Consider the following 24,343-nt stretch of genomic DNA (forward strand, 5'->3'; position numbering starts at 1 on the left):
GTGGTTACAGCTCGATGCAGTCAAACTTTACGTCGGTGGCGACGTCGGCGTCATAGTCGACATCCGCACGCTCGAAGCCGAACAGGTTGAGGAACTGCTTCTTGTAACCGGCGTAGTCGGTCATTTCGAACAGGTTCTCGGTGGTGACCTGAGGCCACATGGCCTTGCAGGCGTCCTGCACATCATCGCGCAGTTCCCAGTCGTCCAGGCGCAGACGGCCTTTCTCATCCAGCTCCGCCGGGGCACCGTCAGCACGGTACATGCGGTCACGGAACATGCGGTCCAGTTGGTCCTGGGTACCTTCGTGAACGCCCTTCTCCTGCATGATCTTGAAGACCATCGACAGGTACAGCGGCATGACCGGAATGGCCGAGCTGGCCTGGGTGACCACCGACTTGAGCACGGCTACGTTGGCGCTACCGCCGACTTTTTGGCTCAGGCGCTGGGCGGTCTCGTCCAGATCCTGCTTGGCCTTGCCAAGGGCGCCGTGCCAGTAGATCGGCCAGGTGATCTCGGTGCCGATGTAGCTGAAGGCCACGGTGCGGGCCTGTGGTGCCAGTACGCCAGCGGCGTTCAGGGCATCGATCCACAGTTCCCAGTCCTGGCCACCCATGACGGTCACGGTGTCGGCAATTTCCTGTTCGGTAGCCGGCTCGATGGACGCCTCGATGATGGTGTCTTTGTTGGTGTCGATAGCAGTCGACTTGTACGGCTGGCCAATTGGCTTGAGCGCCGAGCGCACCAGCTCGCCGGCCCGCTCTTTATCAGAAGCAGGCAGCTTGCGCACCGGCGAAGCCAGCGAGTAGACCACCAGATCGACCTGGCCGCCCATTTCGTTCTTGATCAGTTCGATGACCTTGGCCCGTGCTTCGTCGGAGAAGGCGTCACCGTTGATCGACTTGCTGTACAGGCCTTCGGCCTTGGCGAACTTGTCGAAGGCCGCTGAGTTGTACCAGCCGGCGGTACCTGCCTTGGTCTCGGTACCCGGCTTTTCGAAGAACACACCCAGGGTGTCGGCACCGAAGCCGAACGCTGCGGTGATGCGCGCCGCCAGGCCGTAGCCGCTGGAAGCACCGATCACCAGGACCTTTTTCGGACCATCCTTGCGCACGCCCTGCTTGCGGGTGGCTTCGATCTGATCACGTACGTTCAGCTCGCAACCGGTCGGATGCGTAGTGGTGCAGATAAAACCGCGAACTTTAGGGTGGATGATGGCCAATGTCTGTACCTCGTCAGTGAATGTGCTGAGGGAGCCGAATCGCGGGGACTCGAGGTTCCGTTGCTGTGAGGGTGAGACTACACCCGCAGCGTTGCCGACACATCCGGCTCCCTGGAATCCTTCAGGGCGCTACTTTGTCACAGCGTGGAAAAGTTCAGCAACCGCTGATCTCAGACCCTGAACGCGCCGATCAGGCGCTTGAGCTCCATCACCTGGGCTGACAGCTGGCGGCTGGCATCTTCAGTCTGGTGGGCACCCTGGGTGGTGTGTTCAGCCGCGCGGTTGATCTCGACGATATTCTGGTCGATGTCATGCGCGACCGCCGTCTGCTGCTCCACGGCAGCGGCAATCTGCTGGTTCTGGTCAACGATACTGCCGACCGCACCAAGAATGTTCTCCAGCGCCTGCTGCACCTGCTGCGACTGCCCGACCGTGCTGGCAGCCACCTGGTGACTGGCATCCATGGCCTTGACCGCCGCACCGACACCGCCCTGCAGGCGCGAAATCATCTGTTCGATTTCTTCGGTCGAGTGCTGGGTGCGCTTAGCCAGGGTGCGGACCTCGTCAGCTACCACGGCAAAGCCGCGCCCCTGCTCCCCGGCCCGTGCCGCCTCGATGGCCGCATTCAGGGCGAGCAGATTGGTCTGCTCAGCAATGCTTTTGATCACCTCCAGCACTCGGCTGATGGCTTGACTGTCGCTGGCCAACTGGTTGATCACCACAACCGACTGATCGATTTCGCCGGCCAGGCGCACAATATTGCCTTGCTGGGATTCGACCAGGCCGCGGCCACTGACGGTTTCCTGATTGACGCTGTGGGCACTGTTGACCGCGGCGGCGGCACTGCGTGCCACTTCCTGGGCGGTGGCCGACATCTGGTTCATGGCCGTGGCGACCTGTTCGATCTGCCCGCGCTGGCCGCTGACCGCCTGATTGCTGCGTGCCGACACGGCATGCACCTGTTCAGCCTGGCGTTCGACCTCGACCACGGTATGCCCCACCTGCTCGATCAGGTCATGAATGCGCCGCACAGTGCCATTGAACACCTGACCCAATTCACCTAGCTCGTCACGACTGCTGGCGCGAAAGTTCACAGTCATGTCGCCAGCGGCAACCTTGTCCATGACTGCACCTAGGGTTTTCAGGGTATGCCGGGTCGAGGCGTAGAACCCGCTGTAGAGATAGACAATCAGCAAGAACACGCCGGCCAGGGCAGACACCAGCAGGATCATGTGCAAACGATGCTCACCCAGACGCTGTTGCAGTTGCTGCTCGAGAAACTCGCCCGTAGCGGTGTTGAGCGCGTAAGTCTGCGCCATCAGATCGCTGACCTGCTGATAGAACGACGGCCATGGTGCACTGAGGGTATCGGCTACCACCACCTGTTCTTCGAACAGCTCGCTGGCCTGCTTCAAAGAGGCCTGGCTACTGGCGGCCAGGCTGCCTAGGCGAGCTTGCGCCCCAGGCTCAGTGGCCAGCACATCCTGAACCCTGAGGGCGTAATCGGCAGCAAGTTTGTCCAGGCGCTGCAGCAAGTCCTCGAAGCGGGTACTGACAGCCGAACTGAGAAAGCCCTGGCCCAGGGAGTAAGCGCCCATTGACCGGCCTTCTCCGAGGGTCTGGGTGACTTGCGGGGTAACCGTGGTCATCAGTTCGGTGAGTTGGCGGATAGCCAGATCGCTGTCCTGGCTGAGCCCGGCCTGGCTGGCAATCATTTTGCTCAACACCTGGGCCTGGCCCAACAACTTGTCCAGGTAAGCGACCTTGCTCGACAGAGACGACTCTGCCTGGGCAGCCTTGAGCTGGCCGAGCAATTCGTCGCGCTTGGAATGAAAATCCCTGGCCTGGCCGTCGTCGGCAATGACCGCTGTAAGTCCCTCTAACCGTTTGAGTATCTGTTGCTCAAGGTCGCTGATCTGCGCCTCGACATCCTCAGCCTTGCCCGACTGGCCAAGCACGGCATTGATCTGCACCAGGTTGCCCAGGGATTCCAGGTCACCACGCAAAGCCAGGCTGTCTCCCAGCAGTTCAAGACTCTGCAGCTCGACCCGAGTGGCATGAAACTGCCCATAGGAATCGCGGACCAGGTAGAAGTTGGTCACCAGCATGGGCAGGAAAAACAGGATACTTATCAGGCTGAACTTCATTGCGAAGCTCAACCGATTCATCAGCGCGATGGCCGGATACAACAGGCTCTTCACGGGTAGTCCCCTCCGATTCTTATTGTTCTGCGCGCACAATGGCACTAGGCCACTGATGATTATCACCAGTACCTGTATAACGCATATCGGAATGGGGTTTTGTAACTTAAGGTTAATCGATGGCAGGACAGACCAACGGCTGCCCTGCCTTCATCATCAGCCCAGTACGGTCCACAAGGCAAAAAAGGCATACCAGAGCACTGCGGAGCGCAGCAGCAGCTCCCACAGAGAGTCCAGCCCGACCAGCCCCTCAGGGCCCGCTGGCGCGCCCTTGGGCATGTCCCCAGCGACATGGGCGACTGCGCAGATCAGCCTGGGTGCGGTGATATTCCAGTGCAGCAGCTCATGCAGCATAACCCGGCTGACCGCGACAAAATTGCCGACCAGAGCAAAGCTCACACCCAGTATCCGCACCGGAGCCCAGTCGAAGGCATGACGCAATTGCTCGGCACGCTCGCGTAACGCTGGAGCATGGGCATGCTCGCCAGTCAGGGCGAGCAAACGGTAGGCCAGCGCCGCGGCCGGCCCCAGCAGGACATACCAGAAAATCACCGCAAAGAAGCTTTGGTAGGCTTGCCACAGCAAGTGCCCCTGAACCCGCTCGAGCAGCGATGAAGCATCGTTTCCGGTAACGCCCAGGTCGCGCTCGGCGACATGCACCGCCGCCTGCTCATCACCCCGGCGCCAGGCATCGCGAAAAGGCCCGAGGGAGGCTTTGACATCACCCCGGCCCAGGCTGTAGATCAGCACCAACAGATGTAACGGCAATGCCAGCAGGCCATAGGCGAGCGGTTCCAGCACCTGGAGCAGCAAGGCCAGCACTGCCACTGGCAACAACACCAGGATCGACAATACCCACCACGGATGCCCCTTGCCGTTGCGCTCCAGGCGCGCAAGTTCAGTGCGAAAGAAACCATCGCGCTGCAGTCGCTGACGCAGTGCCGAGAATTTCTCGACCCATAGCACCAGTAACAACACCAGAAAACTCATGATCTGTCCTCGTTGTCCTTGAGGGCCGCACGGTAGCGCGACCAGTCGAAAGCCGGGCCTGGGTCGGTCTTGCGCCCCGGGGCGATATCGCTGTGACCTTGAATCCGCTGCGCGTCGATAGCCGGCCAGGCCGCCTGGATCTGGCGGGTGAGGTTGTGCAGCGACAGGTACTGAGCCTCGGTAAAGGGCAGCTCGTCGGTGCCTTCCAGCTCAATGCCGATGGAGAAGTCGTTGCACGCCTCGCGCCCGGCAAAGCAGGACACCCCGGCATGCCAGGCACGGTCCAGACAGGAGACAAACTGGGTGATCTTGCCGTCACGCTCGATCAGAAAATGCGCGGAGACGCGCAAATGCTTGATCCCTTCGAAGTAGGGGTGTTCATTGGGGTCCAGGCGATTCTGGAAGAACGCCTGGACCTTGCCGGTGGCGAACTGCGCCGGTGGCAGGCTGATGTTGTGAATCACCAGCAGGGAGATAACCTCACCTTCGGCACGGGCATTGAAATTCGGCGAAGGGCAATGGGTGATACCGGCGAACCAGCCTGTAGCGCGGTCCAGTTGCATAGAAGATCCTGAGGCACAAGAGCACCACCCCAGTATGCCCCGAGGCGTGACGGGATGCATCGTTAAAACGTGTCGAAATCCAGCGGGGCGGACCCGATTACGCCAAAAATACATATCGTACTATTAGTCAAAATCAAGACACTCACCAACACCGGCTGCCCTATAATCGCGGGCACCTAGCTTGTGGAGCCTGCCATGCCGAATTTACGCCTCGCCGACCTGACCGCCGAAATCGAAGCCAACGTGCGCCGTGCGCTGCTTGAAGACATCGGCAGCGGCGACATCACCGCCCAACTGATCCCGGCCGAGCGCCTGGCCCAGGCCACCATCATTACCCGCGATGATTGCGTCATCGCAGGGACCGCCTGGGTCGACGCCGTGTTTCGCCAGCTCGATCCACGGGTGGCCGTGCACTGGCAGGTCAAGGATGGCGAGCGCGCGCAGGCCAACCAGGTGTTGTTCCACCTTGAAGGCCCGGCCCGCTCGCTGCTGACCGGCGAGCGCAGTGCGCTGAACTTCCTGCAGATGCTTTCGGGCGTGGCGACTCGCGCGCAGTTCCTTGCCGACATGGTCGCCGACACCCAGGTCAAACTGCTCGACACCCGCAAGACCCTGCCGGGTCTGCGTCTGGCGCAGAAGTACGCGGTCACTTGTGGCGGCTGCCACAATCATCGCATCGGCCTGTTCGATGCCTTCCTGATCAAGGAAAACCACATCGCTGCCAGCGGTGGCATTGCCCAGGCCATCAACGCCGCCCACAAGATCGCCCCCGGCAAGCCGGTGGAGGTTGAAGTGGAAAGCCTGGACGAACTCAAGCAAGCGCTGGATGCCGGCGCCGACATCGTCATGCTCGACGAATTGAGCCTGGACGACATGCGCGAAGCCGTGCGTCTGAATGCCGGCAAGGCCAAGCTCGAAGCCAGTGGCGGGGTCAACGAAAGCACCCTGCGGGTGATTGCCGAGACCGGTGTGGACTACATCTCGATTGGTGCCATGACCAAGGATGTGAAAGCGGTGGATCTGTCGATGCGGCTTAGCCTCTGAGGCACAAAAAAACCGGCCAGCAGGCCGGTTTTTCTTTGAAACCATCGCGGGGCAAGCCCGCGATCAGACCTATCAGTGCGCCGCGTTCTGCAGACCATCCAGGTAACGCTCGACATCCAGCGCTGCCATGCAGCCGGCACCGGCAGAGGTGATGGCCTGACGGTAAACGTGGTCAGCCACGTCGCCCGCCGCAAACACACCTTCAACGTTAGTGGCGGTGGCGTTGCCGTCACGGCCGCCGTTGACCACCAGGTAGCCGTCCTTGAGGGTCAGCTGACCTTCGAACAGCGAAGTGTTCGGGGTGTGGCCGATGGCGATGAACACACCGTCAACCTTGATTTCATCAAGGCTGCCGTCGTTATTCTTCAGGCGCGCACCGGTGACGCCCATGTCATCACCCAGCACTTCGTCCAGAGTGGCGTTGAGTTTCAGCTCGATCTTGCCTTCAGCCACACGTGCGTTGAGCTTGTCGACCAGGATCTTCTCGGCGCGGAAGGTCTCGCGGCGGTGCACCAAGGTGACCTTGCTGGCGATGTTGGCCAGGTACAGGGCCTCTTCGACGGCAGTGTTACCACCACCAACGACTGCCACAGGCTTGTTGCGATAGAAGAAGCCGTCGCAGGTAGCGCAAGCGGAAACGCCTTTGCCCATGAACGCTTCTTCCGACGGCAGGCCCAGGTAACGAGCGCTGGCACCGGTGGCGATGATCAGCGCATCGCAGGTGTAGGTGGCGCTGTCGCCTTTGAGGGTATAAGGCTTGCTGGCCAGGTCAACGGCGTTGATGTGGTCGAATACCACCTCGGTCTCAAAACGCTCGGCGTGTTCCTGCATACGTTGCATCAGCGCCGGGCCGGTCAGGCCGTGGGCATCGCCCGGCCAGTTGTCGACTTCGGTGGTGGTGGTCAGCTGGCCGCCAGCCTGCATGCCGGTGATCAGCAGCGGCTTGAGGTTGGCACGTGCAGCGTAGACCGCAGCACTGTAACCGGCAGGGCCGGAACCGAGGATAATCACTCGCGAATGACGTACTTCAGACATGTCACACTCCTCTCGAGCTGGCACTCACTGGCCAGTCCCGTAACGCCGGGATCGCCGGCTGGAATAAAAAGGAACCTGCCAAGCACTTGGGGAAGGCTTTTGGCCGCAGGTCCTGGAAATCGTTAAGCCTCAGCCTTACAGGCTGGCAGCGTTTTCCGCCAGGTAATCAGCAACACCCTTGGCGTCAGCCTTCATGCCTTTCTGGCCTGGACGCCAGCCGGCCGGGCAGACTTCACCGTGCTGTTCAGTGAACTGCAGGGCTTCGACCAGACGGATCATCTCATCGACTTCACGACCCAGCGGCAGGTTGTTGACTACCTGATGCTGAACCACGCCTTGCTGGTCGATCAGGAACGAGGCTCGCAGCGCTACGCCGTCATCGTGCTCGATACCGTAGGCACGGGTAATCTCATGCTTGACGTCGGCAACCATGGTGAACTCGACTGCGCCGATCCCGCCCTTCTCGACCGGCGTGCTGCGCCAGGCGTGGTGGGTGAACTGCGAGTCGATGGAGACACCGACCACTTCCACACCCAGCTCACGGAATTTGTCCATGCGGTTGTTGTGGGCAATGATTTCCGATGGGCAGACAAAGGTGAAGTCCAGCGGCCAGAAGAACAGCACGACGTATTTGCCGCGCAGCGAAGAAAGCTTGAAGCTGTCGACGATCGAACCGTCGCCCAGCACTGCCGCCGCATCGAAATCAGGGGCTTGCTTGTTGACCAGAATGCTCATGAAAACTCCTTGAAGGTTAGAATTCGAAGGCGTTGAAAAGATGTGCGCACTTTAGCGAGGCCGCAGAGATTAAGGAAATATCCTTAGACAATCCACCTTATAGGCCGTCTCTATTCATCCCTCGGAACGACAGCTGTTTGCCTATGAAGGTATGCCCCGCAGCCTGCCGAGCTTTTGTTACAGCCCGTGTCCCAGCTTGCGCCGCGCTTTCGTCAGCCGCTCAAACTCGGTAAGGTCAGCGCGTTTGTCTTAACCCGGAGCCCTCTATGCAAGCCCCTGTCCTCTCTGGCCCTCAGTACCTGCGCGAAGGACTGAAACTGGTCCTGAGCCCGAGCCTGCGCCTGTTCGTGTTGCTGCCACTGGCAGTCAACCTGCTGCTGTTCGTCGGTCTGATCTACTTTGCCGGTCATCAGTTCAGCCTCTGGGTCGATTCGCTGATGCCCAGCCTGCCGAGCTGGCTGAGTTTTCTCGATTATGTGCTGTGGCCGCTGTTCGTGGCGCTGGTAGTGTTGATGGTGTTCTTTACCTTCACCATGCTCGCCAACATCATTGCCGCGCCGTTCAATGGTTTTCTGGCGGAAAAGGTCGAAGTGGTGGTGCGTGGCACCGATGACTTCCCGACTTTCAGCTGGGCCGAACTGATGGCCATGGTGCCACGCACCCTGGGCCGCGAGATGCGCAAGCTGGGGTATTTCCTGCCGCGGGCGATTGCGCTGTTCATTCTCTCGCTGATCCCGGTGATCAACATTATCGCCGCACCGTTGTGGTTGCTGTTCGGCATCTGGATGATGGCCATCCAGTACATCGACTACCCGGCTGACAACCACAAGATGAGCTGGCAGGACATGCTCGCCTGGCTGCGTCAAAAGCGCTGGCAGAGTCTGGGTTTTGGCGGCATCACCTACCTGGCGTTGATGATTCCCTTCGTCAACGTGCTGATGATGCCTGCCGCAGTCGCCGGCGCCACATTGTTCTGGGTACGCGAGCGCAAATAGCGTAAACGCCGCTGCCGTCAGGCACTGAGCTGACTGGAAAACTGCCCCACGGCATTGACCACTTTCTTCGCCCCGTCCTGGATTTCGACGATCACCGTGCCCGTCTGTCCGGCCAGGGTCAGCCCCTGTTCGGCCTGACGCTTGCTGCTGTCAATGATGTCCACTGCGGCCTTGGCCAATTGCTCGTTCTGCTGCACCACGCGAGCGATTTCCTCGGTGGCGGTGCTGGTACGTGAAGCCAGTTGCCGTACTTCGTCGGCGACCACCGCAAAACCTCGGCCCTGCTCACCGGCACGGGCCGCCTCGATGGCGGCGTTGAGCGCCAACAGGTTGGTTTGCCCGGCAATATCACTGATGGTCTTGATGATCGAACCAATGACCTGAGACTGTTTGTCCAGCGCCTCGATACCGTCTGCAGCCTCCTGCATACAGGACTCAAGGCCGCGCATCACCTCGACGGTCTGGGTCACCACCTCGGTGGCCTTGCGCGCACTGTTGTCGGTTTCCACCGAGGTGTTATAGGCAATATCGGCAGCCTCGGCCACGGCGATTTCCTGATTGACCTGGTCGGTAATAACGGTGGCGAACTTGACCACCTTGTAGAGCACGTCATGGGCATCGATGATCGGGTTGTAAGAGGCCTCCAGCCACACCACCCGGCCATGGGCATCCACACGTTTGAAGCGCTCGGCGACAAACTCGCCACGGCGCAGCTGATCCCAGAATGCCTGATAGGCCGGGGAGTTGTACTGTTCAGGCGCGCAGAACAGACGGTGATGCTTGCCGACCACCTGCTCCAGGCGATAGCCCATGGTCTGCAGAAAACGATCGTTGGCAGCCAGCACCTCACCTTGCAGGTTGAACTCGATCACCGCAGTGGAACGCATCAGCGCCTTGATCAGGCTTTCATGTTCACGCGAGGTTTCAATGGTGCGGGTAAGGTCGCTGGAATGCAGGGTGAAGTATTTCAGACGCCCTTCGCTGTTCTTGACCGGTTGCAGAATCGAACGCAGCCAAGCCTCTTCGCCATTGCCGCGGAGCAGACGAAACGCCCCATTGAGATGCTCACCACGGGTGATGGCTGTCTTCATGCGCTGGTAGAAATCCAGCTGTTTGACGTGGGCCGGAACAATCTCTTCGATATTGCGCCCGATCAATTGATGGCTGCTGTACAGCATCTCCTTCTCGAAGTTGCTGTTGACCGATTCGACCCGCCCCTGGGGGTCGAGCTGCAAGACCAGCATCTCACTGTCCAGACTGCTCTTGACCTGCTCCATCGACAGCAGCTCTTCGCGCAGACGGAGGTTTTCTTGTTTCAGTTTGCTGTTGAACATCAACGCTCTCCTGGAGCGAAATCGGTCATTCGAATGCTTCTGCATCGGCTGATTGTCAGACATTCTTGAGCACCGCTCTGGGAAATATTTTTCGTCCACCACCGCCGAAAACCGGGCGTCACAAATCAGTCATGAATGCGTCACAGCAGCGCAATCGCAGGTGCTGAAACTACTGTCCATGAGCATACCCACCCTGCATGTCACCCTGATCAGCGAAACCTTCCCACCCGAGATCAATGGCGTGGCCAATACCCTTGGCCGCTTGAGCGAAGGCTTGCTCCAGCGCGGCCATCGGGTCGAACTGGTGCGCCCGCGCCAGGCTGGCGATCCGCTGGGTGCCGAGGATGAACGGCAGCTGCTCTGCCGCGGCTGGCCGTTGCCCGGTTATCCAGGATTGCAGTGGGGTCAGGTGTCGATGCACAAGCTGATCCGGCGCTGGCGTCGACAGCGCCCTGATGTGCTGTATATCGCCACCGAAGGACCGTTGGGTTTGAGCGCATTACGGGCAGCACGCCGGTTGGGCATTGCTGTGGTCAGCGGCTTTCACACCAACTTTCATCAGTACTCCAGCGAGTACGGTCTGGGATTGCTGGCAAGGTTGCTCACCCATTACCTGCGCTGGTTTCATCGCCGCACGCAGACCACGCTGGTGCCCAGCATCAGCCAGCACCTTGAACTGGAACGTCGTGGGTTCGATAACCTGACGCTGATGGCCCGTGGCGTTGACAGTCAGTTGTTCAATCCCGGCAGGCGAAATCAGGCGCTGCGCGAACAGTGGGGGCTGGAAAATGATGATATCGCCCTGCTGTATGTCGGGCGCCTGGCACCGGAGAAGAATCTCGGTGTACTGCAGCACTGCCTGCACGCAGCACGTCAACATTATCCACAGCGGCACATCAGATTGATTGTGGTCGGTGACGGCCCGCAACGCAGTGCACTCGAACAACAGTTACCCGATGCCTTGTTCTGCGGTGCCCTGCGCGGTGAAGTGCTGGCCGAACACTACGCCTCAGGGGATATCTTCCTGTTTCCCAGCCTGACCGAAACCTTTGGCAACGTCGTGCTCGAAGCCCTGGCCTCGGGCTTGGGCGTGGTGGCCTACGATCAGGCCGCCGCCGCCCAGCACATCCGCCACGGCCATAGCGGCGCGCTGGCCATGCCTGGCGATGAGGATGCCTTTATCGATGCCTGCAACTGGCTAGTGGAAGACCCGGAAGCCTTGCGCCGGGTACGCCTGAATGCCCGTCAACACGCCAGCCGCCAAGGCTGGCCGGCGATTATCGAGCAATTCGAAAGCCACCTGCACGAGGCCTGCCGCCAAGGCCTGGGTAGTCTCGCGCCCCAGCCCCCGACAACCCTGACGATCAAACCAGAGTCGTCAACGCCTCGCGGCTGAACGGCAGGATGTCCTGCTCACGACCATCACGGACTTTGGCAGCCCAATCAGGATCGACCAACAGCGCGCGGCCCACGGCTACCAGGTCGAACTCATCATTGTTCAGGCGCGTCAGCAGATTTTCCAGGCTGGCCGGCTGCGCCACCTTGTCGGTGGCAACCATGAACTGCAGGAACTCACCGTCCAGGCCGACGCTACCGACGGTGATGGTCGGCTTGCCGGTGAGCTGGCGGGTCCAGCCGGCCAGATTCAGCTCCGAACCTTCAAACTCCGGTTCCCAGAAGCGCCGGGTGGAACAGTGGAAAATATCCACACCGGCCTCGACCAGCGGCTGCAGAAACGCGCCCAGCGCCTCGGCGCTTTCCACCAGGCGAGCGCTGTAGTCCTGCTGCTTCCACTGCGAGAAACGGAAAATGATCGGAAAGTCCGGGCCGACGGCGGTGCGCACGGCACGGATCAGCTCAATGGCAAAACGCGAACGTCCGGCCAGATCGCCACCGTATTCGTCGCTACGCTGGTTGCTGGCTGCCCAGAAGAACTGGTCGATCAGGTAACCGTGAGCACCGTGGATCTCCACCCCATCCATGCCGATGGCCTGAGCATCGCGGGCGGCCTGGGCGAAGGCCTCAATCACTTCACGAATATCGTCACGGCTCATACCGTGGACTAGCACCTGGCCGTCCTTGACCTTCTCGCTGGGGCCATAGCCCGGCACGCTGGCGTCCGGCTCGGTGCCCAGGCGCCGCACGCTGCCCACGTGCCAGAGCTGCGGGACGATGCGAGCGCCTTCGGCATGCACGGCATCGACGACTTTTCTCCAGCCGGCCAAGGCGTCTTCACCGTGCAAGCGCGGCACGTTCGGATAGCCGTTGGCGGCCTTGTGATCGACTGTGGTGCCTTCGGTGATGATCAGGCCGACACCTGCGGCGGCGCGACGACGGTAGTACTCGACGACCTTGGCATGGGGTACACCGCCGGGACAGAAGGTCCGGGTCATCGGCGCCATGACCACACGGCTTGGCAGCTCAAGGGTACCCAGTTGAACAGGGGTGAACAGTGCGGTAGCGGACATGCGGCGCTCCTGGGAAGTAGGGATGCGCCTGAGGATAGGGTGAGCTGTTAGCGTGGCCCAGTACTATTGATTTGAGTGATTTAACAGCATCGCGGGGCAAGCCCGCTCCCACCAGGGTCACCCTGTGGGAGCGGGCTTGCCCCGCGATAGATCCATCAAGCCAGCGCTTTTTCGATCGCCGTCACCACGGTCGAATCATCCGGTGCAGTACGCGGCGAGAAGCGCGCCAGCACCCGGCCATCCTTGCCGACCAGAAACTTCTCGAAGTTCCAGGTGATGTCGCCGGGGAACTCCGCGCCTTCTCCGGCCAGCAAGCGATACAGCTGATGGCGCTCAGCGCCATTGACCTCCAGCTTGCTGCCCAGCGGGAAGGTCACGCCGTAATTCACACTACAGAACTTCTGAATTTCTTCTTCAGTACCCGGCTCCTGCCCGGCAAACTGATTGCACGGCAGGCCCAGGACACTGAAACCTTTGCCTTTGTACTGCTGATACAGATTTTCCAGTGCCGCGTATTGCGGGGTCAGGCCGCACTTGGAGGCGACATTGACCACCAGCACCACCTGGCCCTTGAATGGCGCCAGAGGCAACTCCTGGCCATTCAGCGCCTGCAACTTCAGGTCGTGAAATGCACTCATGACGTACTCCCCTCTCCAGATCCCGGTTGCCGCTGCGGGCTGCAATCAGTAGCACCAGCCCATTAAAAAGGCGCCCTGCCAAGCCGTCTTCCCCTACTGGAGTGCGACGGTCTTGCCCGGGCGCCTTCGCGACTCTCTGAGCTTAGCGCAGAAAATCAGTGGTGATGGCCACCTTCGCCATGGACGTGGCCATGGGCTACTTCTTCTTCGCTGGCGTCACGGATGTTGACGACCTTGACCTTGAAGTTCAGGCGCTGGCCGGCCAGCGGGTGGTTGCCGTCAACGGTCACATCGTCGCCGTCCAGATCACGGATGGTCACGATCTGCATCTGGCCATCCGGCGCGGAAGCGTGGAACTGCATGCCCACTTCCAGCTGATCGACGCCTTCGAACATGCTGCGGTTCAGGGTGCTGACCAGTTCGGCCAGGTATTCGCCGTAGGCGTCTTCTGGTTCGATGGCAACTTCCAGCTCGTCGCCAGCAGTTTTGCCTTCCAGGGCTTTTTCCAGGCCTGGAATGATGTTGCCTGCGCCATGCAGGTAGACCAGCGGAGCGCCGCCGGCGGAGCTGTCGATGACCTCACCAGCGTCGTTGGTCAGGGTATAGTCGATGGAGACAGCCTTGTTGGCGGCGATCAGCATGGGGCGAGACCTTTTGCATAAGAATGTAGAGCCCACAAGTGTAACCAACGCATCGCCTGAAAGCGAACGCAACCCGGACAAACGGGGCAGTTTGCCAGCCTGCCCGATACCAGGCTTTTACCTGTGGCTGATGCGCTCAGGGGGCCGATAGCGATACCCTTGGCAATTGGTTCTTTTTGCACAGCTCATTTCGAGAAGCTCGCATGCAGACATTTTTCATCGCGCCAACCGACTTTGGTGTCGGCCTGACCTCCATCAGCCTCGGCCTGGTTCGCACCCTTGAGCGCGCCGGGCTGAAAGTCGGCTTCTTCAAACCAATTGCCCAACCGCACCCTGGCGACACCGGCCCCGAGCGCTCCACTGAACTGGTCGCGCGCACCCATGGCCTCAAGCCTCCCAAGCCGTTGAGCCTGGCCCACGTCGAGCGCATGCTCGGCGATGGTCAGCTCGATGAGCTGCTTGAAGAGATCATCACCCTGTACCAGCAAGCGTGCATCGGCAAGGACGTGGTCGTCGTCGAAGGCATGGTCCCGACCCGTCACGCCAGCTATGCCGCCCGGGTCAACCTGCACCTGGCCAAGAGCCTGGATGCCGAGGTGATCCTGGTTTCGGCACCGGAAAACGAAGTGCTCACTGAGCTCTCCGGCCGGGTCGAGTTGCAGGCCCAGCTGTTTGGCGGGCCGAAAGACCCGAAAGTGCTCGGCGTGATCCTCAACAAGGTACGCACCGACGAGAGCATGAGCGTATTCGCCGAACGCCTGAAAGAACATTCGCCACTGCTGCGCGGCGGTGACTTCCGCCTGCTGGGCTGCATTCCCTATCAGGCCGACCTCAACGCCCCGCGCACTCGCGACGTGGCCGAGCTGCTCGGCGCCCAGGTGCTCAACGCCGGTGATTACGAACAGCGGCGGATGAACAAGATCATCCTCTGTGCCCGTACCGTGGCCAATACCGTGCCACTGCTCAAGCCCGGCACCCTGGTAGTGACACCGGGCGACCGCGACGACATCATCCTCGCCGTCAGTCTGGCGGCGATCAATGGCGTGCCCCTGGCCGGACTGTTGCTGACCAGCGACAGCAAGCCTGACCCGCGCATTCTCGAACTGTGCCAAGGTGCATTGCTGGCCGGCTTGCCGATCCTCTCGGTGAGTACCGGCTCTTATGACACCGCCAACCAGTTGAACCAGCTGAACAAGGAAATTCCGGTGGATGACCGCGAGCGCGCGGAAATCATCACCGACTTCGTCGCCAGTTACCTGGATGCCGACTGGCTGCACCAGCGCTGCGGTACGCCGCGCGAGCTACGCCTGTCGCCAGCAGTGTTCCGCTATCAGTTGATCCAGCGCGCCCAGCAAGCCAACAAGCGCATCGTTCTGCCCGAAGGCGCCGAGCCGATGACCGTGCAGGCCGCCGCCATCTGCCAGGCGCGTGGTATCGCCCGTTGTGTGTTGCTGGCCAAGCCTGACGACGTTCAGGCAGTAGCCCGCGCCCAGGGCATCACCTTGCCCGAAGGCCTGGAGATTCTTGATCCCGACCTGATCCGTGAGCGCTATGTCGAGCCGATGGTCAGCCTGCGCAAGAGCAAAAGTCTCAACGCGCCCATGGCCGAGCAGCAACTGGAAGACCCGGTGGTGATCGGCACCATGATGCTGGCCCTGGACGAGGTCGATGGCCTGGTCTCCGGGCTGGTCCACTCCACCGCCAATACCATCCGTCCGGCCTTGCAACTGATCAAGACCGCACCGGGCTGCAGCCTGGTGTCGTCGGTGTTCTTCATGCTGTTCCCCGAACAGGTGCTGGTGTACGGCGACTGTGTGATGAACCCGCACCCTAGCGCCAGCGAGCTGGCGGAAATCGCCCTGCAAAGTGCCGACTCCGCCGAAGCCTTCGGCATTGCCCCGCGGGTAGCGATGATCAGTTACTCCAGCGGCGATTCGGCCAGTGGCGAAGAGGTGGAGAAAGTCCGCGAAGCCACCCTGCTGGCTCAAGAAAGCCAACGCAGCCTGCAGATCGATGGCCCGTTGCAGTACGACACCGCCGCCAACCTGGAGATTGCCCGGCAACTGGCACCCAACAGCCAGGTTGCAGGGCGCGCGACCGTTTACGTATTCCCCGACCTGAACACCGGCAACACCACCCACAAGGCGGTGCAGCGCAGCGCCGACTGCGTAAGCCTTGGGCCGATGCTGCAGGGCCTGCGCAAACCGGTCAACGACCTGCCCCGTGGTGCCCAGGTCGACGACATCGTCTACACCATTGCCCTGACCGCGATTCAGGCCAACCGCTCACTGGACAGCTGAACATGCTCGGATTTCTACCCGCGCCACTGCGCGGGGTCATTGCCTCGTTGCTGTTGGGGCTCAACACCATTGTCTGCTGCACCCCGTTATTCATCGTCAGCCTGTTCAAGCTGTGTCTGCCGTTCGCGGCGGCGCAGCGGGTCACCGATGAATTGATGCGTCATATCCACGAAGCCTGGATCAGTAACAACAACACCTGGATCAACCTGCTGGGCAAGGCGCGCTGGCAGGTTGAAGGCCTGGCCGGGCTGGATTACCAGCACAGCTACCTGATCACCAGCAATCACCAGAGCTGGGTCGATATTCTGGTGTTGCAGTACGTGCTCAACCGCCGCATCCGCCCGCTGAAGTTCTTCCTCAAGCAGGTACTGATCTGGGTACCGGTGATCGGCCTGGCCTGGTGGGCGTTGGGCTTTCCGTTCATGAAACGCTACTCCAAGACGTACCTGGCCAAGCACCCGGAAAAAGCCGGCAAAGACCTGGAAACCACCCGCCGCACCTGTGCAAAGTTTCGCGGCAAACCCACGGCCATCTTCAACTTTGCCGAAGGCACGCGTTTCACCCCAGGCAAGCATCGCCAGCAGCAATCGCCCTACAAGTACCTGCTTAAACCCAAAGCAGGGGGCATTGCCTTTGTTCTGGATGCCATGGGCGAGCAGTTGCAGTCGATCGTCAATGTCACCCTTCACTACCCAGCGGGTGCGCCAGGGTTCTGGGATTTGCTGTGCGGCCGGGTCAAGCACATCGTTGTGCACCTGGAGGAACTGGCGATCCCGGAAGAGTTCCTGGGCAAGAACTACGACCAGGACGAAGCCTATCGCCTGGCCTTCCAGCAGTGGATCAACCAGCGGTGGCAGGACAAGGATGCCCTGCTTGAACACCTGCGACAAAACAACTGCACCTGATTCACCAGGAGCATCTATGCTCTTTGCTTGATCAGCCATCACACGGAATGTAAGCCTATGAAACCGTTGCGCACCCTGACCCACGCCATCGCTCTTGCTTCACTCATGACTGCAGCCAGTTTCTCGGTGCAGGCAGAGGACATTCTGATCGACGCTATCGCCAGTGAAAGTATCGTCGATACCAAGGTTCTGGCCGTCGATGTCGACAAGCGCCTGGTAACGGTCGCGGGCCCCAATGACACTCAGGTGCCGATCCAGTTGAGCGAGAACGCCAAGGACCTGCACAACCTCAAGGTTGGCGACCGGGTCAATATAAAGGTCAACCGCTCGGTGGCGACGGTGCTGGATACCAAGGTCGGCGGTGAACCTGGTGTCAGCAAGGAAGCCGGGGTGATCCGTGCCACCAAAGACAACCCTAACCCGGGTGGCGAAGCTTTCCGTCAGGTCAAGGTCACGTCGAAGATCACCAAGATCGACCTGAACGCACACGAAGTCACCCTGCTGCCGCCTGAAGGCCCGCAAAAGGTGGTGAAGGTTGAAGATCCGGACCTGCAGGCGCGGATGAAGAACCTCAAGATCGGCCAGACCGTCGACATGGTGTTTACCGATGTGTTGACGATCAAAACCCAGCACTGAAGCTGATCGCGGGGCAAGCCCGCGCCTACCGGACAAAACCCACAAAAAAGGGGAGCCAGGCTCCCCTCCTTCACCTCTGTTGCAACTTACTGGTACTGCTGGCCAGGAATCGGCTTGAGGTTGACCTCTACCCGACGGTTCTGCGCGCGGCCATTGGTGTCGGCGTTGCTGGCAATCGGTTGGTCCGGACCCAGACCACGGGCGGTCACACGGCTGGCATCGACGCCTTGGGAGGTCAGGTAAGAGACCACCGATTGCGCACGACGCTGCGACAGGTCCATGTTGTGCTGGCGGCTGCCGGTGCTGTCGGTGTAGCCGACCACTTCGATGGTGTTCTGGTTGTACTGCTTGAACGAGTTGGCCAGGTTGTTCAGCGGCGAGTAAAAGCTTGGAGCGATGTTCGCCGAATCGGTAGCGAAGGTGATGTTGCCCGGCATGATCAGCTTGATCTGGTCACCCTCACGCTGCACTTCAACACCGGTGTTGGCCATGCTCGCACGTAGGGCAGCTTCCTGTTTGTCGGCGTAATAGCCGTAACCGGCAGCAGCAGCGCCCACAGCGGCAGCGCCGATCAGCGCGCCCTTGCCACGGTTATCGTGATCGATGGCAGCACCGGCAATCGCACCGGCCAGCGCACCCAGACCGCCATACTTGGCGGTTTTGCTCATCCCGGTGGAGCCTTGCTGCGCCTGACCCTGGCTGTCGTACGGACTCTGGTTGGCGCAACCGGTCATCAGGGCGGCAACGCTAGCGACGATAATCAAACGACGCATGGTGAACATGGACAAGCTCCTACTGTAATTCGAAAGTGCCGCAGACCGCTGTAGGGTTCTGTGCCAGCCTTGGATTGCAAAAGAGCAAAAAAATTCCCTGAACAATCAGGCACGCACAAAAGGATTCTGGCGCATCTCGTCACCCAGACGAGTATCCGGGCCATGGCCAGTGACCACCGTAGCGTCCTCATCCAGGCTGTACAGGCGCTGTTTGATCGAGCGCACGATCGTCGCTTGATCGCCACCCCACAAATCAGTGCGACCAATGCCACGACGGAACAGGGTGTCGCCGGCAATCAGCAGCTTGGCCTCGGCAAACCAGAAACTCATCGAGCCCGGGGTGTGACCCGGCGTATGCAGCGCCACCCCACAACCACAGGCCAGCTCCTCGTCATCGGCCAACCAGCGGTCTGGCGACGGCACTGGCGTGTAAGGCACGCCGAACATCTGGCATTGCATTTCCAGGTTGTCCCAGAGGAACTGATCGTCCTTGTGCAAGTGCAAAGTGGCGCCGGTCTTTTCCTTCAGTAGCCCGGAGGCAAGGAAATGATCCAGGTGCGCGTGGGTGTGGATGATGCTCACCACCCTCAGGCCATGGGCGTCCAGGCGGGCGAGGATCTGCTCATGGTTGCCTCCCGGATCGACGACGATGGCCTTTTTACTGATCGGGTCGCCGATGATGGTGCAATTGCACTGCAATGGGCCGACCGGAAACGTTTCGCGGATGAGTGCGGATTTTTCGGGGTTCATGGGTGTTCCTGTAAAGTTAATGGCACTCAAACATTGCGAGTCATACACACCAGGGATGCGTGAAGGTGCCCTGAATATCCCCCTCAGCGAACGTCGTCTCATCAGCGCGTGTTGCCCCGTCCCCACCGAACAGGGGGGATAGCGTGCAATCAAGGCCCACGACCGGCCAGGCGTGCAACCCATGGGTTGGCACTCACACCATGTAGCAGCACGCTGAGCAGAACCGTACAGATAGCCGTAGCCACCACTGTGTTGGTAGCCTGCAGAGGGTAATCCATAATCATAACCGCAAAGACGATAGTGGCCAGGCCTCGCGGACCGAACCAGCCAATGAACAGGCGGGTCTCGAAATCGAAACGGGTTGCCCATAGGCCGACAAGCACCGGTATCACGCGAATCACGGTCAAGCTGAGTATTGCGTATAGCCAGATGTTCAGCGTAAGGCTACCCCACACCTTGGGGATCACCACCGCACCAAACACAACCCAGGTAATGACCGACAGCAAACTGGCAAACTCTTCGCTGCCCTGAAGCAGGGTGTGTTTTTGTTCGGCAAACAGGTAACTTGCCAGAAGCCCACCAACGAATGCAGCAATAAACCCACTGCCGCCCAGAAGCTGCGCGATGGCGAAGCACAAGATGGAGAGCGCAGGCAGGGTCAGTTGCGACCACAGTGACGCTTGCCAGTGGTGCTTCTCGGAGAGTCGATACAACTGCCTGGCGATTAGCGTGAGGGAAATCCCAGCCAACGCACCAATACCCAGTTCTTCGACCACCAGTTCCACTGCCAGCGAGGCAGGCGCGCGCGCCTGCTCCTCGACTAGTAGCGCCAGGAACACCAGTAGTACCGGAACGCAGATCCCGTCATTCAACCCGCTTTCCACGTTCAAGCCCTCACGCACGGGAGCGAGCACCTTGGGATTGCTGACCACTGCCTTGCCCAATGCAGCATCGGTGGGCGCCAACAAGGTCGCCAGAATTGCCAACTCTAGAGGCGGCACCTGCGCAAACAACCACATACCGACCAGCCAGCCTCCGAGGATGGTCAGCGGCAGCCCGATAATCAACAAGCGCAGGGGCAACCCCTCATGTGCCCGTAGCACCTTGAGGTTGGCATTGGCGGCATCACTGAACAGCACTATCGCCAGCGTCAGTTCGGCCAGCACCTTGACACCTTCCCTCTCGATCCGCAGTTGCAACACCCCCATTAGCGCAGGCCCCAGCACCAAGCCGACGAGCATGAACATCAGCGGCCCATTGAGCAGGCGTGACTCAAGACGTCCGGCAAAAATGCTGTACACAAGGAGAAAGGCGGCAAGCAAGGCTAGGTTTTGATACATCGCAGGCCTGCTTGGCTAGGAGGTATCACTTCATTGTGGGTGGGGTTCGGGTGATCCGCAAATTGCCCTCTAGCTGAGGTGTTCAAGGCCCTGGAAGGCCTTGTTCACGTTTGCGTTCTTCGCGGCCACCCTGGCTCACAGTGGCTGAACATTGCGCAGATCAGCGATCCACGCCAAGGTTGATCTCGCACAAAGCAAGTCTCCACCGGCGTGGAGCCGAGCGTTGCCGTACTTACGGCAAATACAACCTGAACAACCCGCCGCCCAAGGCGCCGCCGTTGGCAATTTCAATTCGCCCCTTCACACCATTGCGCTCGTGCAAGGCCGCAATCCGCGCTGCGAAGTACAAGCCCAAACCGGTACTACCGCTTTGCGCATCAATCCCCTGCACGTAATCCAGCTGACGTTCGAGCATGCGCAGGGGGAACCCTGGACCATCGTCGTTGATGCTCAACAACAGTTGTTCGCCTTCGTCGCTGACCGTAATCAGCAAGGTGTGACCGGCGTAGCGGATGGCATTGTTGAGGACGTTGGCGACCACCGAGCTGACCAGCTCGCGGTCGAAAAATCCTAACGGACTGGCAGTTTCGATACGCCAGCTGGCAAGGATATCGCGGTGCTGGAGCAGGTTCTGCTGGGCTGCCAACTGCGCTTCGATGAAGTCGTCCAGTTCGTGGTAATCCGGACACATGGGCAACTGGTTGACACCCAGTTTGTAAAGCCCCAGCAACTGCACCAGCATGCCATTGAGGTGGGTGAACTCGTGCTCCATCACACCCTGCTCGCTGCCGTTACGCTGGGCTTCGGGCAGGCGCGCCAACCACTGACCATGGGCCTGGATCAGGGCCGCCAGTGAGTTTTTCATGTCATGCACGGTGGAGGCGATCACCGTGGAAAAATCCAGTCCCTGATTGTCCTGGTTCATGCGCTAAAGGCCCGGATGTGCAGTTTGCGGAAACGGTCGTAACGACTGTCGTTCTCGGGGATGCCGGCCACACAGGTCAAACAGGCGCGGCATTCGTCCATCAAGGCTGGCGGTGGCGTTTCACCGCCGATACGCAGCAGGGCCTGGGCGGTGTTGAGGGCAATGCTGATGTTCTTCGGTTGCAGCGTCAGAGCGCGGCGGAACAATCCCAAAGCGTCACTGAGCTGACCGCCCTGATAACTGCGCACGCCTTGGCGATTGAGGTCGACGGCTTCGGTCACCGCCCCGAGTACTGCTGGATCGTCGGTCAGGCGCGACACGCTCTGCATAACCTTGGGGTCATCGCCGTAGGTTTCCACGCAGTTTTTCAGAATCGAGGTGCCGGCCGATTCCTGGCCGAGCTGCTGCAACTGGGTCGCCACCACCAATGCCGCTTCGACAGAGAAGAACTGCTCCATCTTGTCCAGGCGAGCCATGGCCTGCTCGGTCAGCTTGGCGGCGGTCTCGGCGTCGCCGGCCTGTTGCAGGCTGGCCGCTTTCATCAACCGCGCCCGCACCTGCAGGCCCTGGTCCTCGACGTTTTCCTTGGCCACTTCACTGAGCACGGTGTTGATCTCGACCCGGGTACGCGCATCCAGGCCGTTGCCGGAGTTCTTGTTCATCAGCGCCTGGACCAGGCCCAGGTTGCTCTCCGGATCCTTGTAGCGCGAGCTCTGGCCCTGGCTGACCGCATGCCGATAAGCCTTCGAGGAGGTGTCGAAGTCATCGTTGCTCAGCGCCAGTTTGCCCAGCATCATCTGCCGGCGCACCGCCAGCGGTGACAGCCGTACCGCTTCTTCCAGCACGCCCTGGGCGCGCTTGCTTTCCCCCAGGGCGACCAGTACTTCAGCCAGTCCGTCGTAGAGGCCAGGCATCATCGGAAAGGCCTTGAGCGCCTGCTCATAGATTCCCTGGGCCTGGCCGAACTGATTGCGTTTGTACAACAGGCTGCCCAGCGCCGCGTAGGCCCAAGGTGTGGCCCGACTGGAGATGATCGCGGTGAGGAATTTTTCCAGCTCGTCGTAACGATTCAGGTCGCGCAACGCGTCAGCGCGATAACGCAAACACAGTGGCGCAAAACGCGGATCCTTCTTGCACAACTCGGCGCAGGCAGCGAGCACTTCAGCCGGGCGGCCACGGTCCAGGGCCTGGAGGATCGGCTTGAGCAAGGTCTTGCGCTGCACCAGTTTTTCCAGACGCTGAGCCAGACCAATACGGTTGAACGGTTTGGTCAGGTAGGCATCCGGCTCATGCTCCAGGGCACTGAGGACAATCGCCTGGCTGGTCTCGGCGGTAACCATCAGAAACACACACTCATGGCTGATCAACTTGTCGAGGATCAGGTCTTCAAGCACCTGCTGGCCGTTCTTCTTGCCGTCGCCCAGGTGAAAGTCCTGGAGGATGAAGTCATAACGCTTCTGCGCGCACATACGCAGAGCCTGCTCACCGCTATCGGCAGTATCGACATCACGCACGCCCAGCTCACGCAGCATGGAGCGCGCCGAACTGCGAAAGTCCGAGAAATCATCGACGATCAAAAAATTTTTATGGCTGTAGACCTGCATCCACGAAACCTGACATGACAAATAGAAAAAAAGGATGCACAGACCTCAACAACCACAGGCTGGCTTCGCGGGTATATCCGGCACGACATCAGGGTCGACACTCATGGGCTGACCATCGGGCTTATGCGCAAGCTCCTGCTACAGCGAGCCGGTACTGGTTGTCACCACTGCGCTTGGCTTCATACATGGCCAGGTCCGCAAGGTGAATCAAGGTGTCCATGCTCGCGGCATGATCCGGATAGATCGCTACACCCAAGCTGGAACCCACCTGCAATAGCTCACCGGAAACGATCATGGGAAAAGCCAGCGACTCGATCATGTTGACGCAAAGCAGCCGCACTTCTTCCTCCACCCTGACACCGGGCGAGAACCCTTCAAGAATCAGGACGAACTCATCGCCACCAATCCTGGCCACAGTATCGGCCGTACGCAGCATTTGCTTGAGCCGCCTGGCAGTAAACTTCAACACCTGGTCACCGGTGGCATGACCACTACAGTCGTTGATCGCCTTGAAACCGTTAAGGTCAATAAACACCAAGGCCACCCGAGTGTTGCTATTGCGGGCCTTGTCCAGGGCCAGTGCCAGGCGTTGCTCAAATACCAGACGGTTGGGCAGGCCGGTCAAGGCATCGTTGTGCGCCAGGTTCTGTAGCTGGCTGGCCCAGGCTTTTTCTTCGGTGATATCGCGCACCACCCCGATCATTTTCACGGCCTTGCCCTGACTGTTGCACACCACGTTGCCGGTCTCGCGCAGCCAGCGAATGCTGCCGTCAGGCCAGACCACGCGGTACTCCTCATCATGATTTTCACCCGTTTCAATGCAGCGCAGTTCCCCGGCGCGGACCTGGGCACGGTCATCCGGATGCACACTGGCGCAGAAACGCTCATAGCTGGGGACGATTTCCCCGACCTGAAAGCCGAACATGGGGTAAATGGCATCAGACCAATAGAGCTGTTCGGTGTCGATATCCCAGTCCCAGGTGCCAATGCGGGCAAAGTACTGGCTGCGCTTGTAACGCTCGACGTCTTCCGGCTGCACGGCACAATCCTGCGCCTGTCTGCGGCCCGGATCATCAAGGGGCTGGCGGCATTCACGCAATTGCCGTTCAAGCTCACGCCCGCGCAACAACGCACGTACCCACAGGATCGACAGGATGACCAAGCCGATCCATGGCGCGACGATGTACAGCATCTGCGTCATGGTGAAGCGCTCAACAATGATGGCAAGCAGCCATCTTCTTCGATCC

Annotated in this window: 22 protein-coding genes and 3 pseudogenes; 7 read left to right on the forward strand and 18 right to left on the reverse strand. The window is 60.1% G+C overall.

From position 1 onward, the window contains the following. Positions 1–4: 4 nt before the first annotated feature. From fabV to ampD, 5 genes and pseudogenes are all read right to left on the reverse strand, one after another. Complete coding sequence (fabV, locus tag C6382_RS06375; protein WP_107023684.1) at positions 5–1,219, reverse strand: enoyl-ACP reductase FabV; 1,215 nt, start codon at positions 1,217–1,219, stop codon at positions 5–7. A gap of 170 nt (positions 1,220–1,389) precedes the next feature. Continuing rightward, positions 1,390–2,103 carry a methyl-accepting chemotaxis protein gene (locus C6382_RS24595; protein WP_371919574.1) on the reverse strand — a complete coding sequence of 238 codons (714 nt, stop codon included), beginning with the start codon at positions 2,101–2,103 and terminating at the stop codon, positions 1,390–1,392. Between the two features lie 141 nt (positions 2,104–2,244). Continuing rightward, positions 2,245–3,387, reverse strand: a pseudogene (locus tag C6382_RS24600) (HAMP domain-containing protein); the annotation flags it as partial. 189 nt (positions 3,388–3,576) lie between these two features. Further along, positions 3,577–4,410, reverse strand: a complete 834-nt coding sequence (gene ampE / locus C6382_RS06385; RefSeq protein WP_107023686.1) for a regulatory signaling modulator protein AmpE — start codon at positions 4,408–4,410, stop codon at positions 3,577–3,579. After that, on the reverse strand, positions 4,407–4,973 hold the full coding sequence (gene ampD, locus C6382_RS06390; RefSeq protein ID WP_107023687.1) for a 1,6-anhydro-N-acetylmuramyl-L-alanine amidase AmpD: 567 nt from the start codon (positions 4,971–4,973) through the stop codon (positions 4,407–4,409). Before ampD ends, ampE begins: the two co-directional genes overlap by 4 nt. Positions 4,974–5,168: 195 nt before the next feature. Here ampD and nadC point away from each other — a divergent pair, with 195 nt between their 5' ends. After that, complete coding sequence (gene nadC, locus C6382_RS06395; RefSeq protein WP_107023688.1) at positions 5,169–6,017, forward strand: carboxylating nicotinate-nucleotide diphosphorylase; 849 nt, start codon at positions 5,169–5,171, stop codon at positions 6,015–6,017. A gap of 72 nt (positions 6,018–6,089) precedes the next feature. On the opposite strand, the gene trxB is transcribed toward nadC, so the two are convergent. Together trxB and C6382_RS06405 are read right to left on the reverse strand one after the other, a co-directional pair. Continuing rightward, complete coding sequence (gene trxB / locus C6382_RS06400; protein ID WP_107023689.1) at positions 6,090–7,052, reverse strand: thioredoxin-disulfide reductase; 963 nt, start codon at positions 7,050–7,052, stop codon at positions 6,090–6,092. Positions 7,053–7,187: 135 nt separating this feature from the next. Beyond that, positions 7,188–7,787 carry a peroxiredoxin gene (locus C6382_RS06405; protein WP_010223549.1) on the reverse strand — a complete coding sequence of 200 codons (600 nt, stop codon included), beginning with the start codon at positions 7,785–7,787 and terminating at the stop codon, positions 7,188–7,190. Between the two features lie 266 nt (positions 7,788–8,053). Here C6382_RS06405 and cysZ point away from each other — a divergent pair, with 266 nt between their 5' ends. After that, a complete protein-coding gene (gene cysZ / locus C6382_RS06410) occupies positions 8,054–8,782 on the forward strand; it encodes a sulfate transporter CysZ (RefSeq protein ID WP_107023690.1) in 729 nt (242 codons plus the stop codon). A 17-nt stretch (positions 8,783–8,799) separates the two neighbouring features. Here cysZ and C6382_RS24605 read toward each other — a convergent pair whose 3' ends face one another. After that, the gene (locus tag C6382_RS24605; protein ID WP_371919575.1) at positions 8,800–9,231 is read right to left on the reverse strand and encodes a methyl-accepting chemotaxis protein; all 432 of its coding nucleotides are present in this window, start codon (positions 9,229–9,231) and stop codon (positions 8,800–8,802) included. Between the two features lie 114 nt (positions 9,232–9,345). Beyond that, positions 9,346–10,179 (reverse strand): annotated as a pseudogene (locus C6382_RS24610) (PAS domain-containing protein); the annotation flags it as partial. A gap of 115 nt (positions 10,180–10,294) precedes the next feature. Between C6382_RS24610 and C6382_RS06420 the strand changes: the two are divergent. Continuing rightward, positions 10,295–11,512, forward strand: coding sequence for a glycosyltransferase family 1 protein (locus tag C6382_RS06420; RefSeq protein WP_107023692.1), 1,218 nt, complete (start codon positions 10,295–10,297; stop codon positions 11,510–11,512). Here C6382_RS06420 and C6382_RS06425 read toward each other — a convergent pair. The 3 genes from C6382_RS06425 to C6382_RS06435 form a co-directional block, all read right to left on the reverse strand. Then, positions 11,481–12,584 (reverse strand): NADH:flavin oxidoreductase, encoded by a 1,104-nt coding sequence (locus C6382_RS06425; protein ID WP_107023693.1) that lies wholly within the window; start codon positions 12,582–12,584, stop codon positions 11,481–11,483. The two genes, C6382_RS06420 and C6382_RS06425, sit on opposite strands and share 32 nt — an antisense overlap. A gap of 155 nt (positions 12,585–12,739) precedes the next feature. Next, positions 12,740–13,222, reverse strand: coding sequence for a glutathione peroxidase (locus C6382_RS06430; protein ID WP_107023694.1), 483 nt, complete (start codon positions 13,220–13,222; stop codon positions 12,740–12,742). 155 nt (positions 13,223–13,377) lie between these two features. After that, entirely contained in the window at positions 13,378–13,863 is a 486-nt protein-coding gene (locus C6382_RS06435) for a peptidylprolyl isomerase (protein ID WP_028944158.1), read from the reverse strand. On the opposite strand from C6382_RS06435, the pseudogene C6382_RS24310 reads away from it, so the two are divergent. The 4 genes and pseudogenes from C6382_RS24310 to C6382_RS06455 form a co-directional block, all read left to right on the forward strand. Next, a pseudogene (locus C6382_RS24310) lies at positions 13,832–13,984 on the forward strand (DUF3565 domain-containing protein); the annotation flags it as partial. The gene C6382_RS06435 and the pseudogene C6382_RS24310 overlap by 32 nt on opposite strands. Positions 13,985–14,066: 82 nt before the next feature. After that, positions 14,067–16,163: a phosphate acetyltransferase gene (pta, locus tag C6382_RS06445; RefSeq protein ID WP_107023695.1), complete on the forward strand. Its 2,097-nt coding sequence runs from the start codon at positions 14,067–14,069 to the stop codon at positions 16,161–16,163. Between the two features lie 2 nt (positions 16,164–16,165). Further along, positions 16,166–17,068, forward strand: coding sequence for an acyltransferase (locus C6382_RS06450; RefSeq protein ID WP_107023696.1), 903 nt, complete (start codon positions 16,166–16,168; stop codon positions 17,066–17,068). A 57-nt stretch (positions 17,069–17,125) separates the two neighbouring features. Further along, complete coding sequence (locus C6382_RS06455; protein WP_107023697.1) at positions 17,126–17,704, forward strand: hypothetical protein; 579 nt, start codon at positions 17,126–17,128, stop codon at positions 17,702–17,704. A gap of 86 nt (positions 17,705–17,790) precedes the next feature. Here C6382_RS06455 and C6382_RS06460 read toward each other — a convergent pair whose 3' ends face one another. The 6 genes from C6382_RS06460 to C6382_RS06485 form a co-directional block, all read right to left on the reverse strand. Continuing rightward, complete coding sequence (locus C6382_RS06460; RefSeq protein ID WP_107023698.1) at positions 17,791–18,486, reverse strand: OmpA family protein; 696 nt, start codon at positions 18,484–18,486, stop codon at positions 17,791–17,793. Between the two features lie 96 nt (positions 18,487–18,582). Then, a complete protein-coding gene (locus C6382_RS06465; RefSeq protein WP_107023699.1) occupies positions 18,583–19,227 on the reverse strand; it encodes an MBL fold metallo-hydrolase in 645 nt (214 codons plus the stop codon). Between the two features lie 149 nt (positions 19,228–19,376). Beyond that, positions 19,377–20,567, reverse strand: a complete 1,191-nt coding sequence (locus C6382_RS06470) for a sodium:proton antiporter (RefSeq protein ID WP_107023700.1) — start codon at positions 20,565–20,567, stop codon at positions 19,377–19,379. Positions 20,568–20,799: 232 nt separating this feature from the next. Continuing rightward, positions 20,800–21,492, reverse strand: a complete 693-nt coding sequence (locus C6382_RS06475) for a sensor histidine kinase KdpD (protein ID WP_107023701.1) — start codon at positions 21,490–21,492, stop codon at positions 20,800–20,802. Further along, positions 21,489–23,096, reverse strand: coding sequence for a tetratricopeptide repeat-containing response regulator (locus tag C6382_RS06480; RefSeq protein ID WP_107023702.1), 1,608 nt, complete (start codon positions 23,094–23,096; stop codon positions 21,489–21,491). The genes C6382_RS06475 and C6382_RS06480 overlap by 4 nt, the downstream gene beginning before the upstream one ends. 121 nt (positions 23,097–23,217) lie before the next feature. Beyond that, on the reverse strand, positions 23,218–24,288 hold the full coding sequence (locus C6382_RS06485; protein ID WP_371919576.1) for a diguanylate cyclase domain-containing protein: 1,071 nt from the start codon (positions 24,286–24,288) through the stop codon (positions 23,218–23,220). Between the last annotated feature and the right edge of the window lie 55 nt (positions 24,289–24,343).

The sequence above is a fragment of the Pseudomonas sp. BBP2017 genome (assembly GCF_003024385.1).
Classification (GTDB): Bacteria; Pseudomonadota; Gammaproteobacteria; order Pseudomonadales; family Pseudomonadaceae; genus Aquipseudomonas.